The organism is Stenotrophomonas sp. YJH_SMC_19 (assembly GCF_059367915.1).
The window spans coordinates 21647-37810 of sequence record NZ_JCAFRI010000019.1 but is presented as its reverse complement, the minus strand read 5'-3'; the positions used below and the strand labels follow the sequence as shown (position 1 = coordinate 37810).

Below are 16164 nucleotides of genomic sequence, written 5' to 3'. Positions count from 1 at the left end.
AATCAGGCGCTCAGGACTTTGCGGCCCTTGGCGCGGCGACGCGACAGGATCTTGCGGCCGTCAGCGGTCTTCATACGGGCACGGAAGCCGTGGTCGCGCTTACGCTTGAGGTTGCTGGGCTGGTAGGTGCGCTTCGTGGCCATTGGGGGCCTCTCGTATGAATGGGACGGAAAGAACCGGAAATTCTAGAGAGGTACCCTGCCCCAAGTCAACCCCTGGCAGCTACGCGAATTCACCGGGCTGTGCAATAGCTGTGGATGTTTTTGTGAATAAGTAGGGGACAAGCATTCCGAAGGCGGGCGCTCGGTGGTAGTCTGAGCCATCCATTTCCCCCCTTTCAGGCCTGTGTTTGGGCGCCTTGTCGCGTCCATGCCCCGGCCACCGGACGATTATTGCTGATGGATGCTTGGTCCCGTAGTCTCGAGCGCCTCGAAGCGGAGTTCCCGCCGGAAGACGTTCATACCTGGCTGAAGCCACTGCAGGCCGATCTGCGCGTGGACAGCCTGGTGCTGTATGCACCGAATGCCTTCATCGTCGACCAGGTCCGCGAGCTGTACCTGGCCCGGATCCGCGAACTGCTGGCGCACTTCGCCGGTTTCAGCGACGTTTTTCTTGAAATCGGCTCGCGCCCGCGCCCTGTGGAGGCGCAGAACGCGCCGGTTTCCACGCCGTCGGCGCATGTGTCCAGCGAACCGCAGGTGCCGTTCGCCGGCAACCTGGACAACCACTACACGTTCGCCAACTTCGTCGAAGGCCGCAGCAACCAGCTGGGCCTGGCCGCCGCCTTCCAGGCGGCGCAGAAGCCGGGCGACCGCGCGCACAACCCGCTGCTGCTGTACGGGGGCACCGGCCTGGGCAAGACCCACCTGATGTTCGCCGCCGGCAACGCCATGCGCCAGGCCAATCCGGGCGCGAAGGTGCTGTACCTGCGTTCGGAACAGTTCTTCAGCGCGATGATCCGGGCCCTGCAGGAAAAGACCATGGATCAGTTCAAGCGCCAGTTCCAGCAGGTGGACGCGCTGCTGATCGATGACATCCAGTTCTTCGCCGGCAAGGACCGCACCCAGGAAGAGTTCTTCCACACCTTCAACGCGTTGTTCGATGGCAAGCAGCAGATCATCCTGACCTGCGACCGCTATCCGCGCGAAGTCGAGGGCCTGGAAGCGCGCCTGAAGTCGCGGCTTGCCTGGGGCCTGTCGGTCGCGATCGAACCGCCGGACTTCGAGACCCGCGCCGCGATCGTGCTGGCCAAGGCACGCGAACGCGGTGCCGAGATTCCCGATGATGTTGCGTTCCTGATCGCCAAGAAGATGCGCTCCAACGTGCGCGACCTCGAAGGCGCGCTCAATACCCTGACCGCCCGCGCCAATTTCACCGGCCGCGCGATCACCACCGAATTCGCCCAGGAAACCCTGCGCGACCTGCTGCGCGCCCAGCAGCAGGCGATCAGCATTCCCAACATCCAGAAAACCGTTGCCGACTACTACGGCCTGCAGATCAAGGATCTGCTGTCGAAGCGTCGGACCCGCTCGCTGGCACGCCCGCGCCAGGTCGCCATGGCCCTGACCAAGGAACTGACCGAGCACAGCCTGCCCGAGATCGGCGATGCCTTTGCCGGTCGCGATCACACCACGGTGCTGCATGCCTGCCGCCAGATCCGGACCCTGATGGAAACCGACGGCAAGCTCCGCGAGGACTGGGACAAGCTGATCCGGAAGCTGAGCGAATGATGCACGGATGCCGATGAGGCGTCATCGCACAAAACGGTGCAGAATCCGGTAGCAAGCGCGGGACACGTTGTGGATAAAAATGGCGTTTGAAATCGCGTCGGTTTTATCCACAGCTTTCCCCACCCCCTGGGGGTCGGTAATACAGAGGGTTTCGATGCCAGAAATCCTTTTATTTACAAAGACTTAGCGTTGTTTTCCAGCGATTCTGTCTCTACCAGCACCACCAAGCTTTTGATTTATTCCACATTTTTTAAAGCATAGGGGCACGGAACCACATGCGTTTCACACTGCAGCGCGAAGCCTTTCTCAAGCCGTTGGCACAGGTCGTCAACGTGGTCGAACGCCGCCAGACCCTTCCGGTTCTGGCCAATTTCCTGGTCCAGGTGCAGAACGGCCAGCTGTCGCTGACCGGTACCGACCTGGAAGTGGAAATGGTGTCGCGGATCGCGGTTGAAGATGCCCAGGACGGCGAAACCACCATTCCCGCCCGCAAGCTGTTCGAGATCATCCGCGCCCTGCCCGACGGCAGCCGGATTACCGTCTCGCAGACCGGTGACAAGATCACCGTGCAGGCCGGCCGTAGCCGCTTCACCCTGGCTACCCTGCCCTCCAACGACTTCCCGTCGGTGGACGAAGTGGAAGCTACCGAGCGTGTGGCGATCGGCGAAGCAACCCTGAAGGAACTGATCGAGCGCACTGCGTTCGCGATGGCCCAGCAGGACGTGCGCTACTACCTCAACGGCCTGCTGTTCGACCTGCGCGGCGATGCGCTGCGCACGGTCGCCACCGACGGCCATCGCCTGGCCCTGTGCGAAACCGATCTGGCCAAGCCCAGCGGTTCCAAGCGCCAGATCATCGTGCCGCGCAAGGGCGTGACCGAGCTGCAGCGCCTGCTGGAGAGCGGCGATCGCGAGATCGAACTGGAAGTCGGCCGCAGCCACGTGCGCGTCAAGCGCGACGATGTCACCTTCACCTCGAAGCTGATCGACGGTCGTTTCCCGGATTACGAAGCGGTGATTCCGATCGGTGCCGACCGCGAAGTGAAGGTTGATCGTGAAGCACTGCGTGCCTCGCTGCAGCGCGCCGCGATCCTGTCCAACGAGAAGTACCGCGGCATCCGCGTGGAAGTCTCGCCGGGCAACCTGAAGATCAGCGCGCACAATCCGGAACAGGAAGAAGCCCAGGAAGAGATCGAAGCCGACACCACGGTCAGTGATCTGGCCATTGGCTTCAACGTGAACTACCTGCTGGACGCCCTCTCCGCGCTGCGGGATGAGGAGGTCATCATCCAGCTGCGCGATTCCAACTCTTCTGCGCTGGTGCGTGAATCCAGCAGCGAGAAGTCGCGCCACGTGGTGATGCCGCTGCGTCTCTGACAGCAGCCTGTTCCACGTGGAACCGAAGGACGCCCGGGATCTCCCCGGGCGTTTTTTTTTTCAGGTTCCACGTGGAGCATCGGAGTTCGCGGAATCTCCAGGTCTGGACGAATGTCTTGCTCGAGATTGCTGCTTGCCGATTGTTCTTGGTTGGCCCTCCGATGCAATCGGCCCTGCGCGGTAGGAATCCAGGTTGCTGACCTGGGCGCTGCCCAGCCAACTTCGATCGAGTACGCAGTTCCGGGTCTTCAGCCTGATTGCAGGTGACCCAATCTGGTCGGATGGATGAAGCGGATCGCATCCGCTATCGCAGTGGTTGCTTCATCTGCAGACGTCACTGTCCACAGGCGTGGTTGGGGCCGGATCAGAGCTGGCCTAGCTTCTAAATCTGGGTATAAATCTAAAGCATGCTGGTGATGGTAGGCCCAGATTTCGTGGAAAAATGCATTATCCAATTGATTTTTAAGAGATTTATGCAGCTGAAACCCCCTGTATAGAGGCCCCTCAGGCTGGGGGGGAACCTGTGGATAGTTTCGCAGGTCGGGCAAAAGGGCTTTTTTATCCACAGTTTGCCCATACCTTGTGTATAAGTCATACAGACCCGCTGTGGACAGCGTGAAACGAATGGGCTGAATTCTTTGAAATCTGTGGAACCCTCCACGGCATCGCATCGTAGATTTCAAGAAATCCGCGCGCTGTTCGCGCAACCCGCCGTCGGGGGCACCTGGCGATGCTCGCGGAATGAGGCTGAAATCGATGAAATCTGAAGGCCTGTACCCTGCGCCGCCGCTCAGAATTCAAGGATTCCCGGGCATATCCAGACCCAGGCGAGCCCAGGTGAGGGAGCGCCACCACGTGGAACACGCGTAGGGTTGCCAGGCGGAGGCTTCAGCACAGTGGCGATGTCTGGCGCGCCACGGCTGGCTTGACCGATGCAGTAAGCTGATGGATTCCCTGCCCCACTACCGCCTCGTGCGGATGGTCCTTCGCGCCCCATGCTTATCCGCCGCCTCGCCCTGCACCAACTGCGTCGCTTCAGTGCGGTGGACCTGTCGCCCCAGCCTGGATTGAACCTGCTGACCGGCGACAACGGTGCCGGCAAGACCAGCGTGCTCGAAGCCCTGCACCTGATGGCCTACGGGCGCAGCTTCCGTGGCCGGGTCCGCGACGGATTGGTGCGCCAGGGCCAGGAAGCGTTGGAGATCTTCGTGGAATGGGACGAACAGCGTGCCGATCACCCGCCGCACCGCCGAAAGGCCGGGCTGCGCCACAGTGGCCAGGACTGGAAGGGGCGATTGGACGGCGAGGATGTCGCGCAGCTGGGCAATCTCTGCGCAGCGCTGGCCGTGGTGACGTTCGAGCCGGGGAGCCATGCACTGGTCAGTGGGGGGGGCGAACCCCGCCGGCGTTTCCTCGATTGGGGCTTGTTCCACGTGGAACCGGGTTTTCTCTCCCTGTGGCGCCGCTATTCCCGGGCGCTGAAGCAGCGCAATGCTCTGCTCAAGCAGGGCGGGCCGTCGCGGATGCTCGATACCTGGGATCACGAGCTGGCCGAGGCCGGGGAACCGCTGACCAGCCGCCGTCAGCACTACCTGGAGCGTCTGCAGCAGCGCACGGTGGCCTTGGCCGCCAGCCTGGCTCCGCAACTCGGCATCCAGGGTCTGGAACTGAGCCCCGGTTGGCGGCGGCATGAGCTTCCCTTGGCCGATGCCCTGCTTCTGGCCCGGGAACGCGACCGGCAGGCCGGCTATACCTCGGTCGGCCCACACCGGGCAGACTGGAGTGTGGATTTCCACAGCATTCCGGGCCGCGATGCGTTGTCCCGTGGTCAGGCCAAGCTGACGGCGTTGGCCTGCCTGCTGGCGCAGGCCGAGGACTATGCGGAACAGCGCGGCGAATGGCCGGTGATCGCGCTGGACGATCTGGCCTCGGAGCTGGATCGCACCCATCAGGCGCGGGTGCTGGAGCGCCTGCTCAATGGGCCGGCACAGATCTTCATCACCGCTACCGAAACCCCGGCGGCACTGCTGGACCTGACCCACATCGCCCGGTTCCACGTGGAACATGCACAGATCGTGGCTGTGCCATAGTGGGCACACCAGGGCCGCTCGACCCCGGCTGGTATAATTCGGGTTGGAATCCTTTCATTCTCGGCACATCGCTCCAAGCGGTGGCCGACCTGCGGAGCCTACGGCAAGCGCAATGAGCGACGAACAGAACACCCCGGCAAACAACGGCAATTACGACGCCAACAGCATTACCGCCCTGGAAGGCCTGGAGGCTGTCCGCAAGCGTCCCGGCATGTACATCGGTGACGTGCATGACGGCACCGGTCTGCACCACATGGTGTTCGAGGTCGTCGACAACTCGATCGACGAAGCGCTGGCCGGCCACGCCGACCACGTTGCGGTGACGATCCACGCCGACGGTTCGGTCTCGGTGTCCGACAACGGCCGTGGTATCCCGACTGGCAAGCACGAGCAGATGAGTGCCAAGCTCGGTCGCGAAGTGTCTGCAGCCGAAGTCGTCATGACCGTCCTGCACGCAGGCGGCAAGTTCGACGACAACAGCTACAAGGTTTCGGGCGGCCTGCACGGCGTCGGCGTCAGTGTGGTCAACGCGCTGTCGCAGAAGCTGCTGGTGGACGTGTTCCAGAACGGCTTCCACTACCAGCAGGAATTCAGCAACGGCGCCGCAGTGACCGCGCTGGCCAAGCTGGAAACCACCACCAAGCGCGGCACTACCGTGCGCTTCTGGCCGTCCACCGTCGCCTTCCACGACAACGTGGAGTTCCACTACGACATCCTGGCCCGCCGCCTGCGCGAACTGTCGTTCCTGAACTCCGGCGTCAAGATCGTCCTTGCCGACGAGCGTGGCGACGGCCGTCGCGATGACTTCCACTACGAGGGTGGCATCCGCAGCTTCGTGGAGCATCTGGCCCAGCTGAAGACGCCGCTGCACCCGAACGTCATTTCAGTCACCGGCGAGCACAACGGCATCGTCGTGGATGTGGCGCTGCAGTGGACCGACTCCTATCAGGAGACGATGTACTGCTTCACCAACAACATTCCGCAGAAGGACGGCGGTACCCACCTGGCTGGTTTCCGCGGTGCGCTGACCCGTGTGCTCAACAACTACATCGAGCAGAACGGCATCGCCAAGCAGGCCAAGATCAACCTGACCGGCGACGACATGCGAGAAGGCATGATCGCGGTGCTGTCGGTGAAGGTGCCGGACCCGAGCTTCTCCAGCCAGACCAAGGAAAAGCTGGTCAGCTCCGACGTGCGTCCGGCGGTGGAAAACGCCTTCGGTGCGCGCCTGGAAGAGTTCCTGCAGGAGAACCCGAACGAAGCCAAGGCGATCGCCGGCAAGATCGTCGACGCCGCGCGCGCACGTGAAGCGGCGCGAAAGGCCCGCGACCTGACCCGCCGCAAGGGCGCGCTGGATATCGCCGGCCTGCCGGGCAAGCTGGCCGACTGCCAGGAAAAGGATCCGGCGCTGTCCGAACTGTTCATCGTCGAGGGTGACTCGGCAGGTGGCTCGGCCAAGCAGGGCCGCAACCGCAAGAACCAGGCGGTGCTGCCGCTGCGCGGCAAGATCCTCAACGTGGAACGCGCGCGCTTCGACCGCATGCTGTCCTCCGACCAGGTCGGCACGCTGATCACGGCGCTGGGCACCGGCATCGGCCGAGACGAGTACAACCCGGACAAGCTGCGTTACCACAAGATCATCATCATGACCGACGCCGACGTCGACGGCGCCCACATCCGCACCCTGCTGCTGACGTTCTTCTACCGTCAGATGCCGGAGCTGATCGAGCGCGGTTACGTCTACATCGGCCTGCCGCCGCTGTACAAGATCAAGCAGGGCAAGCAGGAGCTGTACCTGAAGGACGACCCGGCGCTGGACAGCTACCTGGCCAGCAGCGCGGTGGAAAACGCTGCGCTGGTGCCGGCCACCGGCGAGCCCGGCATCGAAGGCCTTGCGCTGGAAAAGCTGCTGCTGGCCTACGCGGCCGCGCTGGATTCGATCGAGCGCAACGCACATCGCTACGACCGCAACCTGCTTGAAGCGCTGGTCGATTTCGTGCCGATGGACCTGGAAAGCCTGCGCGCTGCCGGCGAAGGCGAGGGCCTGGATGCACTGGCCAAGCGCCTCAACCAGGGCAGCCTGGGCAGCCCGCGTTTCACGCTGGAACTGCAGGAAGCCAACGACGAGCGCCCGGCCGCTGTGCTGGTGACCCGTCGCCACATGGGCGAACAGCACATCCAGGTGCTGCCGATGTCGGCCTTCGAAAGCGGCGAACTGCGCGCGATCCACCAGGCATCGAAGCTGCTGCACGGTCTGGTCCGCGAGGGCGCGACCATTTCCCGCGGTGCCAAGTCGATCGAAGTCGACAGCTTTGCCAAGGCACAGAACTGGCTGCTCGAGGAGGCCAAGCGCGGCCGCCAGATCCAGCGATTCAAGGGTCTGGGTGAAATGAATCCGGAGCAGCTGTGGGACACCACGGTGAACCCGGAAACCCGCCGACTGCTGCAGGTGCGTATCGAGGACGCTGTCGCAGCCGACCAGATCTTCAGCACCCTGATGGGCGATGTCGTCGAACCGCGTCGCGATTTCATCGAAGACAACGCGCTGAAGGTCGCAAACCTGGATATCTGACACAATCGGGACACGGCCGGCGCGCGGGGAGGCGCGCCGGCCTTCGACTCTTGAACACAGGTACCTGATGTCAGCATCCGCCCCGGTCTCCGCTCCGCCCCCGGTTCCGCCGGCTTCTGCCGCGCCGCGTGCCGTTTCGCCGTTGGCGGGGTTCTTCATCGACCTGGGCATCGCCGCTGTCACCCTGTTCGGCCTGAGCCTGGTCAGCGGCCTGCTGTGGGGCCTGTACCGTGGCGTGGTGGTTGGTTACGCGAACGCGCAGGCTGGCGCTGGCGCACCCGACGCCAGTTCGGTCGCGGCGTCACTGGGCCAGCCCGGCGCGCTTGCGCAGATTCTCATGGCGCTGTTCGCCACCGGTGGCGCCGCGTTGCTGCTGTACTTCTGGCGACGACCGGCCAACGCCGCCGAGCGCCACGCCTCGCGCCAGGCGCTGCGCCGCTCCTCCACCTGGGGCTGGACCCTGCTGGTGGCGACCCTGATCGTGCTCGGCAGCAACGGCATCGCCTTCCTGGCCAAGCAGTTCGGCGTCGAGCCGGTCCCCACCAATCTGGCGCTGATGCAGAGCGCGATCGCACGTTTCCCGTTGTTCCTGGTGCTGTTCGCGGTGGTCCTGGCGCCGGCCTACGAGGAACTGCTGTTCCGCCGCGTGCTGTTTGGCCGCCTGTGGCAGGCCGGGCGGCCTGGGTTGGGCGTGGTACTGAGCAGCCTCGCATTTGCCCTGATCCATGAGATCCCTGGCACGAGTGCCAATGGCCCGGCCGAAATCGCACAGCTGTGGCTGGTCTATGGTGGCATGGGGGCCGCGTTCTGCTGGCTCTACCGGCGCACCGGCACGTTGTGGGCGGCGATCACCGCCCATGCGCTGAACAATGCGGTCGCCCTTGCGGCGATGGTGTTCCTGGGGTCAACGTAAGGCCGCGTCCGCTTGACGAAAGATTAAGCCGCTACGCTACACACTCCGCATATGAACACGGGGGAGTTTCCATGAAACAACTGCTGCTGGCCCTTGTCATCACCACCCTGGTCAGCGCCTGCGCGACCACCACCTCCCCTACCGGTCGCCGGCAGATGGTGGGCGGCGTCTCGCAGGCGCAGCTGGACCAGCTCGGCGCACAGGCGTTCGCCGAAACCAAGCAGAAGGAAAAGATCAGCACCGACGGCCGCCAGAACGGTTACGTGCAGTGCGTGGTCAACGCCCTGGTCGCGCAGTTGCCAGCTCAATACCGTGGCGTACGGTGGGAGACGGCGGTATTCGTCGACAAGGAACCCAACGCCTTCGCCCTGCCCGGCGGCAAGGTCGGCGTGAACACCGGCATCTTCACCGTGGCCAAGAACCAGGATCAGCTGGCTGCCGTGATCGGCCATGAAATCGGTCATGTCATCGCCCGCCACCACGAAGAGCGCATCACCCGCCAGATGGGTGCGCAGACCGGGCTGGCCGTGCTCGGCGCGCTGGCTGGCGCAGCCTACGGCGAAGGTGCTGCCAGCACCGTCAACCAGCTCGGTGGCATGGGCGCGCAGACTGCCTTCCTGCTGCCGGGCTCGCGGACGCAGGAAAGCGAGGCTGACGTGATCGGCCAGCGGCTGATGGCCCAGGCCGGATTCAATCCGGCGCAGGCGGTCGACCTGTGGCAGAACATGATGGCCGCCAGCGGCGGTCGCAGCCCGCAATGGCTGTCCACCCACCCGGATCCGACCAACCGGATCCAGGAACTGCGACGTGATGCCCCGGGCCTGACGCCGGTCTATCAGCAGGCGCAGGCGGCCGGGCTACGGCCAAAGTGCGGATGAGTGCGCAGTTCTATGCTGTATTGCAGCACATAAAACGATTTCTCACGCCATCTGTTTCTGATACGTTTGGCGGCTCAGATTTTTCTGACAGTCCGACTTTGCCGCTAACCGGCGGTTCGATCGAGGTGAACGATGATTTTCCGTAACCACAAAGCTGTGCTTTCCGTCCTCGTCGCGACCGCCCTGACCGGCGCCGTGGTCACCGATGCCTTCGCGCAGTCCTCGCGTTCCTCCGAGCGCGGCAACCGTGGCGGCAAGCAGGCCAAGGCCGAGGCGCTGTACCCGAACGCGACCCGCCAGGAGCCGACGGTCAAGGCTTCGGCCAAGATGGGCAGCAAGCTGCAGAAAATGATCGACAGCTACAACAAGGAAAAGTTCCCGGAAACCCGCACCCAGGCCGACGCCATCCTGGCTGACAGCGCCGCGAACGAGTACGACAAGTCGCTGGCCGCGCAGCTGGCCTCGCAGGCTGCCTACCAGACCGATGACGCCCCGGCTGCCATCGCCTACCTGAAGCAGGTCCTGCAGTTCAACGGCCTGGACAACAACGGCCACTTCCAGTCGATGCTGATGCTGGGCCAGTTGCAGCTGCAGGAAGACCAGACAGCCGAAGGCCTGGCAACCCTCGACAAGTACTTCGCCGAGAGCAAGTCGACCAAGCCGGAAGAACTGATCGCCAAGGGCCAGGCGCTGTACCAGCTGGAGCGCTACCAGGAAGCGATTCCGGTGCTGAAGCAGGCCATCGCCGGCTCCGCCGAACCGAAGGACAACTGGAACCAGCTGCTGATGGCGGCCCTGTCCGAAGCCGGCCAGTCCGGCGAAGCGGTCAAGGAAGCCGAGGCGCTGGCCGCCAAGAACCCGAACGACAAGAAGGCCCAGCTGAACCTGGCCAGCATGTACATGCAGGCCGACCAGATGGACAAGGCGGCCGCGGTGATGGACAAGCTGCGCAGCAGCGGCCAGCTCACCGAAGAGCGCGAGTACAAGCAGCTGTACTCCATCTATGCCAACACCGACAAAAAGGAAAAGGACGTCATCGCGGTCATCAACGAAGGGTTGCAGAAGGGCATCCTGAAGCCGGACTACCAGGTTTACCTGGCGCTGGCCCAGTCCTACTACTACTCCGACCAGGTGCCGCAGGCGATCGATGCGTGGCAGAAGGCTGCCCCGCTGTCCAAGGACGGTGAGACCTACCTGAACCTGGCACGCGTCCTGCATGCCGAAGGTCGCATCCCGGAGGCCAAGCAGGCCGCCCAGCAGGCGCTGGCGAAGGGTGTGAAGAACCAGGCTGATGCCAAGAAAATCATCAACCTGAAGTAAGTAGGAATAACGCCTGAATGCCTGCCCAGTTGATGCGCAGGCGCTCAGGATTGGTATAAGCTTGGAGGTTCCTGCGGTGTCATGCACCGCTGATCAGGGATTCCGCCCCCGGCATCCCGGCCCCACTATTGAGCTCTTGGCGCATGACGGAACAACTAGTCGTTCACCGGTACGAACAACCCGATGACAAGGGGCTGAGCTGGCCTCGCATCGTCGGCATCGCGTTTGTAATTGCCCTGCATCTGGCCGCCTTCATGATGCTCCTCATTCCCGCCGTGGCTCCCAAGGCCGTGGCTGAGAAGGAGCGCAACGTCATGGTGACCATCGTCGATGCGCCGCCGCCGCCGCCCCCGCCGCCGCCGCCGCCGCCGCCGACCGATACTCCGCCGCCGCCGGTGAAGAATCTGTCGCCGCCGAAGCCGTCGCCGGTCCCGCCGCCGCCGCAGGCGCCGGTCGTGGACGTGCCGGAGCCGCGCCCGAGCGATATCGTCACCCCGCCGTCGCCCCCCGCGCCGCCGGCACCTGCGACCTCGATCGAGGCCAGCGTGGACATCTCGTCGAAGGCCATGAATCCGCCGCGCTACCCGCCGGCCGCCTTCCGCGCGGGTATCCAGGGCGAAGTGATCCTGATCATTGATGTCGATGCCAACGGCAACGTCACCAATGTCACGGTGGAAAAGTCCAGCCGTAACCGCGACCTGGACCGTGCCGCGATGGAAGCGGCTCGCAAGTGGCGCTTCAACGCCGCTGAATCTGGCGGTAAGAAGGCGGCAGGTCGCGTTCGCGTCCCGGTCAACTTTGCGCTGAACTGATGCGCCCGGGTGGCCGCATGGCCACCCCCGCTCCCGGTTCGATTGTTTAGCTTAGCTACACCCTTTATCACCACACACAACAAAGGTAAGCGTCATGCTGCAGGAAATTTTCATCGCCGCTGCTGCCGGGGGCAATCCGTCCAACGCCCTGTCGCAGATGGGCTTCGAGCACCTGATCCACGAAATGACCACCAAGCCGGGTGATTTCGCGGTTTCCTGGGTCGTGCTGCTGACCCTGATCGCCATGTCGGCCATGTCCTGGTACTGGACCGTCATCAACATCTTCCGTGCGACCCGCCTGAAGAGCGCTGCTGATCGCGTCGTCAGCCTGTTCTGGGATACCCCGAACGCGCAGGACGCCATCCGTGCCATGGAAGAGCAGCCGGCTTCGGAGCCGTTCTCGAAGATCGCCCTGGACGCTGCCCAGGCTGCTGCGCACCACCAGCGCGCTGAAGGCGGCGCCACCGGCGGCGTGGGTGAGAACCTGAGCCGTTCGGAGTTCGTCGACCGCGCCCTGCGCCAGGCCGTCACCCGCGAAAGCAACAAGCTGCAGTCGGGCATGACCCTGCTGGCCACCGTCGGCGCGACCGCTCCGTTCGTCGGTCTGCTGGGTACCGTGTGGGGCATCTACGGCGCCCTGATCAAGATCGGTGCCACCGGCTCCGCTTCGATCGACGCCGTTGCAGGCCCGGTGGGTGAAGCGCTGATCATGACCGCGATCGGTCTGTTCGTCGCGATCCCGGCCGTGTTCGCCTTCAACTTCTTCAGCAAGATCAACAGCGCGACCATCAGCAAGTTCGATACCTTCGCGCACGACCTGCACGACTTCTTCGCCACCGGCTCGCGCGTCCGCTAATTGCGGCGCGCGTCACCCAGCGACGAACGTAAGTAGTCACCAAGATCTAGACGGAGCCCGTTATGGCTTTCAGTAGTGGTAACAGCGGCGGCCCCATGGCCGACATCAACGTTACGCCCCTTGTGGACGTGATGCTGGTGCTGCTGATCATCTTCATCATCACGGCGCCCCTGATGTCCCACAAGGTCAAGGTGGATCTGCCGGAAGCCAACCTGATCCAGAAGCCGGAAGACGCTGAAAAGCGTTCCGGACCGATCACCCTGGCAGTCAAGGAAGACGGCTCGATCTACTGGAACGACGAAGAAATCAACAAGCAGACTCTCGAGTCGCGCTTGGCGACCGCCGCCCAGCAGACCCCGCAGCCGCCGCTGAACCTGCGTGGTGACCGCACCACCAAGATGCGCGTCATCAACGACCTGACCAAGGTCGCGCAGGAGCAGGGCATGCTGGACGTCGGCTTCGTCGCGACCAAAGAAAAGGGGCAATAAGCCATGGCATTCAGTAGTGGTGGTGGCAAGGGCCCCATGGCAGACATCAACGTCACGCCCCTCGTGGACGTGATGCTGGTTCTGCTGATCATCTTCATCGTGACCGCGCCGATCATGACGTACCCGATCGCCGTCGACCTGCCGCAGCGCGTGCTCAACCCACCGCCGCAGCTGGTCGAACCGCCGCCGCCGATCGAACTGAAGATCGACGCCAGCAACCAGGTCTCGTGGAACAACAGCCCGATCAATACCAGCGAGCTGCAGCAGCGGATGGAGCAGGAGGTCCAGCGTGACCCGACCAACCAGCCGGAACTGCGCATCGACGCCAGCCCGGATTCCGAGTACGACGTGATGGCCAAGGTTCTGGCCGCCGCGAAGAATGCTCAGATGAAGAAGATCGGTTTTGTGCAGCAGTAATCGCTACACCGCAACACAACAGTCATGACGCGACTGCAGACGCCCCTGGAGACAGGGGCGTTTTTTTTTATGCCTGCCGGCCTGGACCGCTATGATCGGCGGATGCTCGCCCTCTTCGACTCCCTGCGTCATTGGCTCGACGGCATCGCCCACCTTGGCTCGATCCTGGCGGTGGCCTACCTGCTGTATCTGTTCGCGCTGGCGGGCTGGATCATGCTGCAGAAGCGTGAGCCGGTCGCCACGCTGAGCTGGATCCTGTCGTTGGCGCTGCTGCCCTACCTCGGCTTGTTCATCTACTACCTGCTGGGCCCGCAGAAGGTGAAGCGGCAACGGCTGCGCCGCGGACGCGCACGTTCGGGCATGGAGCACTACAGCGATGTCTGCCCACCGGATGCCGACTGCACCGAGCTGGCCAAGATCGCGCAGGCCACCACGGGCCTGGCGCCGAGCAGCGCGACCGAAGTGACCTGGCTGGTGGATGGTGCCGCTACCTACGCCGCTCTGTTGGAAGCGGTGGCGCAGGCTCGCGATCACGTGCACCTGGAGTACTACATCTTCAATCCGGACCATGCCGGTACCGCCCTGCGCGACGCCCTGGTCGAGCGCGCCCGTGCCGGCGTGCAGGTGCGCCTGCTGCTGGATGCAGTGGGTTCTTCCGCCCTGCCTCGCCGCTTCCTGCAGCCCCTGATCGATGCCGGTGGCGAGGCGGTCTGGTTCCATCCGCGGCAGCTGCTGAAGCCGTTCAAGCGGCCGTGGTTGAACCTGCGTACGCACCGCAAGCTGGTGATCGTCGATGGCCGGCTGGCCTTCACCGGTGGCATCAATATCACCGACGATGAAGACGAGAGCCGCAAGCCGAACGCCTACCGCGACCTGCACATGCGCATCCGCGGCCACGTCGTGCGCAGCCTGCAGCTGGTGTTCGCCGAGGACTGGCTCTATGCCAGTGGCCAGGATCCCTCGCGCATGGACATTGCCCGTCTGTGGCCGGCCGACATGCCGCTGCGCGGCGATGGTGCGATCAACGCCCAGGTACTGGTCTCCGGCCCGGACTCCGGGTGGGAAACGATCCACCGCCTGCACGTGGCGGCCATCCAGGAAGCACACGAGCGCGTGTGGCTGGTGACGCCCTACTTCGTGCCGGGCGAAGCGGCGCGGATGGCGCTGACTTCGGCGGCACTGGGTGGACTGGACGTACGCCTGCTGGTGCCGAAGATGAGCGACTCCTGGTTTGTCACCCAGGCCGCGCGCTCCTATTTCGACGAACTGCTGCACGCCGGGGTGAAGATCTACGAGTACGGCCCGCGCATGCTGCATACCAAGGCTTTCATCGCCGACGACGATGTCTGCATCGTTGGCAGCGCCAACTTCGACCACCGCAGCTTCCGCCTGAACTTCGAGCTGTCGATGATGATCAGCGACCGTGACCGCGTCGCCGCTCTGGCCGGGCTGCTGCAGGGAGAGTTCGACCGCGCCACCCGCGTGCACGACCAGGCCGGCCGTTCGCTGTGGCTGCACCGCCTGCCCGAGGCCTTTGCCCGGCTGGCCTCGCCGCTGCTCTGACGCAGCGCTACACTGCGGCGATCATCCGGGGAGCCCGACTATGTACTGGTTGTACCTGCTGCTGGCGCTGGGCTGTTTCGCCTTCGCCCTGAAGACCCCCAGCGCCGCATTGATGACCCTGTGCCTGCTGGCCGCCCTCGCCTTCCTGCTGGCCTGGGTGCGCGGTCGCTATGTGGCCCGCTTCGGCGACCTTCAGCGCGACCCTGCCACCCTTGTCGATGCCGAGGAGCTGCGCCGCCTGCGCGAGCAGGCCCAGGCCCGCCGCAATGTCGACGCCAACGACCACGATCCGTCCCCTCTTTCCAAGTAGTTCCGTTCCATGACCCAGCTCAGCGTCAACGTCAACAAGATCGCCGTCCTGCGCAATTCGCGCGGCGGCGCCGAACCGGACGTGGTGCGCGCCGCCCAGGCCTGCCTGGATGCCGGTGCGCATGGCATCACCGTGCACCCGCGGCCGGACCGCCGCCACATCACCGCCGAGGACGTGCTGGCGCTGTCCACGCTGACCCGCGCGCGTGGTGTCGAGTTCAACATCGAAGGCAATCCGTTCGCACCGCCGCGCGAGGGCTACCCAGGCCTGCTGCCGCTGTGCGCGCAGACCCGCCCGGCGCAGGCGACGCTGGTGCCGGATGGCGATGGACAGATCACCTCCGACCATGGCTTCGACTTCGAGCGGGATGCCGAGCGGCTGCGACCACTGGTCGCCGAACTGAAGGCGATGGGCTGCCGGGTCAGCCTGTTCGTCGATGCGGGCAACCCACTGCTGGAGCAGGCGGCCGAAGTCGGTGCAGATCGTGTCGAGCTGTATACCGGCCCCTATGCCGAAGCACACGCGGCCGGAGACGCTGCGGCGATGCTGGAACTGTTCGCCACTGCGGCGCGGCGGGCGCAGGTGGTGGGCCTGGGCGTCAACGCCGGGCACGACCTGTCGCAGGACAACCTGCGCGATTTCCTGGCCCACGTGCCGGACGTGCTGGAGGTGTCGATCGGCCACGCGCTGATCGGTGAGGCGCTGTACGACGGCCTGGATGCCACCGTGCGCGGGTACCTGGCGTTGCTCTGACCGCTCTCCTGTAGCGTTGAGCCATGCTCGACTCAGCACCGCGCTGAACCCTTCAGGCAGCCGTCGCAGCCATTGAGACGGCTGCG

The 16164-nt window shown here is 64.2% G+C and carries 15 protein-coding genes; 14 read left to right on the top strand and 1 reads right to left on the bottom strand.

Annotation, left to right across the window (positions count from 1 at the left end):
* Positions 1–2: 2 nt before the first annotated feature.
* Positions 3–143: a 50S ribosomal protein L34 gene (gene rpmH, locus AC5P5R_RS17205; RefSeq protein WP_005411729.1), complete on the bottom strand. Its 141-nt coding sequence runs from the start codon at positions 141–143 to the stop codon at positions 3–5.
* Between the two features lie 255 nt (positions 144–398).
* Here rpmH and dnaA point away from each other — a divergent pair, with 255 nt between their 5' ends.
* From dnaA to AC5P5R_RS17135, 14 genes are all read left to right on the top strand, one after another.
* On the top strand, positions 399–1730 hold the full coding sequence (gene dnaA / locus AC5P5R_RS17200) for a chromosomal replication initiator protein DnaA (protein ID WP_005411730.1): 1332 nt from the start codon (positions 399–401) through the stop codon (positions 1728–1730).
* Positions 1731–2005: 275 nt separating this feature from the next.
* Positions 2006–3106 (top strand): DNA polymerase III subunit beta, encoded by a 1101-nt coding sequence (gene dnaN, locus AC5P5R_RS17195; protein ID WP_005411731.1) that lies wholly within the window; start codon positions 2006–2008, stop codon positions 3104–3106.
* A gap of 995 nt (positions 3107–4101) precedes the next feature.
* Entirely contained in the window at positions 4102–5196 is a 1095-nt protein-coding gene (recF, locus tag AC5P5R_RS17190; protein WP_043035313.1) for a DNA replication/repair protein RecF, read from the top strand.
* A gap of 112 nt (positions 5197–5308) precedes the next feature.
* The gene (gyrB, locus tag AC5P5R_RS17185) at positions 5309–7768 is read left to right on the top strand and encodes a DNA topoisomerase (ATP-hydrolyzing) subunit B (RefSeq protein WP_005411733.1); all 2460 of its coding nucleotides are present in this window, start codon (positions 5309–5311) and stop codon (positions 7766–7768) included.
* Positions 7769–7835: 67 nt separating this feature from the next.
* Complete coding sequence (locus AC5P5R_RS17180; RefSeq protein ID WP_076739604.1) at positions 7836–8681, top strand: CPBP family intramembrane glutamic endopeptidase; 846 nt, start codon at positions 7836–7838, stop codon at positions 8679–8681.
* Between the two features lie 71 nt (positions 8682–8752).
* Positions 8753–9559: a M48 family metallopeptidase gene (locus AC5P5R_RS17175; protein ID WP_076739603.1), complete on the top strand. Its 807-nt coding sequence runs from the start codon at positions 8753–8755 to the stop codon at positions 9557–9559.
* Positions 9560–9691: 132 nt separating this feature from the next.
* Complete coding sequence (locus AC5P5R_RS17170; protein WP_005411736.1) at positions 9692–10879, top strand: tetratricopeptide repeat protein; 1188 nt, start codon at positions 9692–9694, stop codon at positions 10877–10879.
* A gap of 143 nt (positions 10880–11022) precedes the next feature.
* Positions 11023–11691 carry an energy transducer TonB gene (locus AC5P5R_RS17165; RefSeq protein ID WP_005411737.1) on the top strand — a complete coding sequence of 223 codons (669 nt, stop codon included), beginning with the start codon at positions 11023–11025 and terminating at the stop codon, positions 11689–11691.
* A 94-nt stretch (positions 11692–11785) separates the two neighbouring features.
* Positions 11786–12547 (top strand): TonB-system energizer ExbB, encoded by a 762-nt coding sequence (gene exbB / locus AC5P5R_RS17160; RefSeq protein WP_005411738.1) that lies wholly within the window; start codon positions 11786–11788, stop codon positions 12545–12547.
* Positions 12548–12609: 62 nt separating this feature from the next.
* Positions 12610–13035 (top strand): ExbD/TolR family protein, encoded by a 426-nt coding sequence (locus AC5P5R_RS17155; RefSeq protein WP_005411739.1) that lies wholly within the window; start codon positions 12610–12612, stop codon positions 13033–13035.
* Positions 13036–13038: 3 nt separating this feature from the next.
* On the top strand, positions 13039–13452 hold the full coding sequence (locus tag AC5P5R_RS17150; protein ID WP_005411740.1) for an ExbD/TolR family protein: 414 nt from the start codon (positions 13039–13041) through the stop codon (positions 13450–13452).
* Positions 13453–13554: 102 nt separating this feature from the next.
* Positions 13555–15015: a cardiolipin synthase gene (cls, locus tag AC5P5R_RS17145; protein ID WP_012478630.1), complete on the top strand. Its 1461-nt coding sequence runs from the start codon at positions 13555–13557 to the stop codon at positions 15013–15015.
* A gap of 40 nt (positions 15016–15055) precedes the next feature.
* Positions 15056–15325, top strand: coding sequence for a hypothetical protein (locus tag AC5P5R_RS17140; protein ID WP_005411742.1), 270 nt, complete (start codon positions 15056–15058; stop codon positions 15323–15325).
* Between the two features lie 9 nt (positions 15326–15334).
* On the top strand, positions 15335–16078 hold the full coding sequence (locus AC5P5R_RS17135; RefSeq protein WP_164281751.1) for a pyridoxine 5'-phosphate synthase: 744 nt from the start codon (positions 15335–15337) through the stop codon (positions 16076–16078).
* The last annotated feature ends 86 nt before the right edge of the window (positions 16079–16164 follow it).

Coding starts and splice junctions, on each gene's coding strand:
- rpmH (WP_005411729.1), bottom strand. CDS start 143: ATGGCCACGAAGCGCACCTACCAGCCCAGCAACCTCAAGCGTAAGCGC.
- dnaA (WP_005411730.1), top strand. CDS start 399: ATGGATGCTTGGTCCCGTAGTCTCGAGCGCCTCGAAGCGGAGTTCCCG.
- dnaN (WP_005411731.1), top strand. CDS start 2,006: ATGCGTTTCACACTGCAGCGCGAAGCCTTTCTCAAGCCGTTGGCACAG.
- recF (WP_043035313.1), top strand. CDS start 4,102: ATGCTTATCCGCCGCCTCGCCCTGCACCAACTGCGTCGCTTCAGTGCG.
- gyrB (WP_005411733.1), top strand. CDS start 5,309: ATGAGCGACGAACAGAACACCCCGGCAAACAACGGCAATTACGACGCC.
- AC5P5R_RS17180 (WP_076739604.1), top strand. CDS start 7,836: ATGTCAGCATCCGCCCCGGTCTCCGCTCCGCCCCCGGTTCCGCCGGCT.
- AC5P5R_RS17175 (WP_076739603.1), top strand. CDS start 8,753: ATGAAACAACTGCTGCTGGCCCTTGTCATCACCACCCTGGTCAGCGCC.
- AC5P5R_RS17170 (WP_005411736.1), top strand. CDS start 9,692: ATGATTTTCCGTAACCACAAAGCTGTGCTTTCCGTCCTCGTCGCGACC.
- AC5P5R_RS17165 (WP_005411737.1), top strand. CDS start 11,023: ATGACGGAACAACTAGTCGTTCACCGGTACGAACAACCCGATGACAAG.
- exbB (WP_005411738.1), top strand. CDS start 11,786: ATGCTGCAGGAAATTTTCATCGCCGCTGCTGCCGGGGGCAATCCGTCC.
- AC5P5R_RS17155 (WP_005411739.1), top strand. CDS start 12,610: ATGGCTTTCAGTAGTGGTAACAGCGGCGGCCCCATGGCCGACATCAAC.
- AC5P5R_RS17150 (WP_005411740.1), top strand. CDS start 13,039: ATGGCATTCAGTAGTGGTGGTGGCAAGGGCCCCATGGCAGACATCAAC.
- cls (WP_012478630.1), top strand. CDS start 13,555: ATGCTCGCCCTCTTCGACTCCCTGCGTCATTGGCTCGACGGCATCGCC.
- AC5P5R_RS17140 (WP_005411742.1), top strand. CDS start 15,056: ATGTACTGGTTGTACCTGCTGCTGGCGCTGGGCTGTTTCGCCTTCGCC.
- AC5P5R_RS17135 (WP_164281751.1), top strand. CDS start 15,335: ATGACCCAGCTCAGCGTCAACGTCAACAAGATCGCCGTCCTGCGCAAT.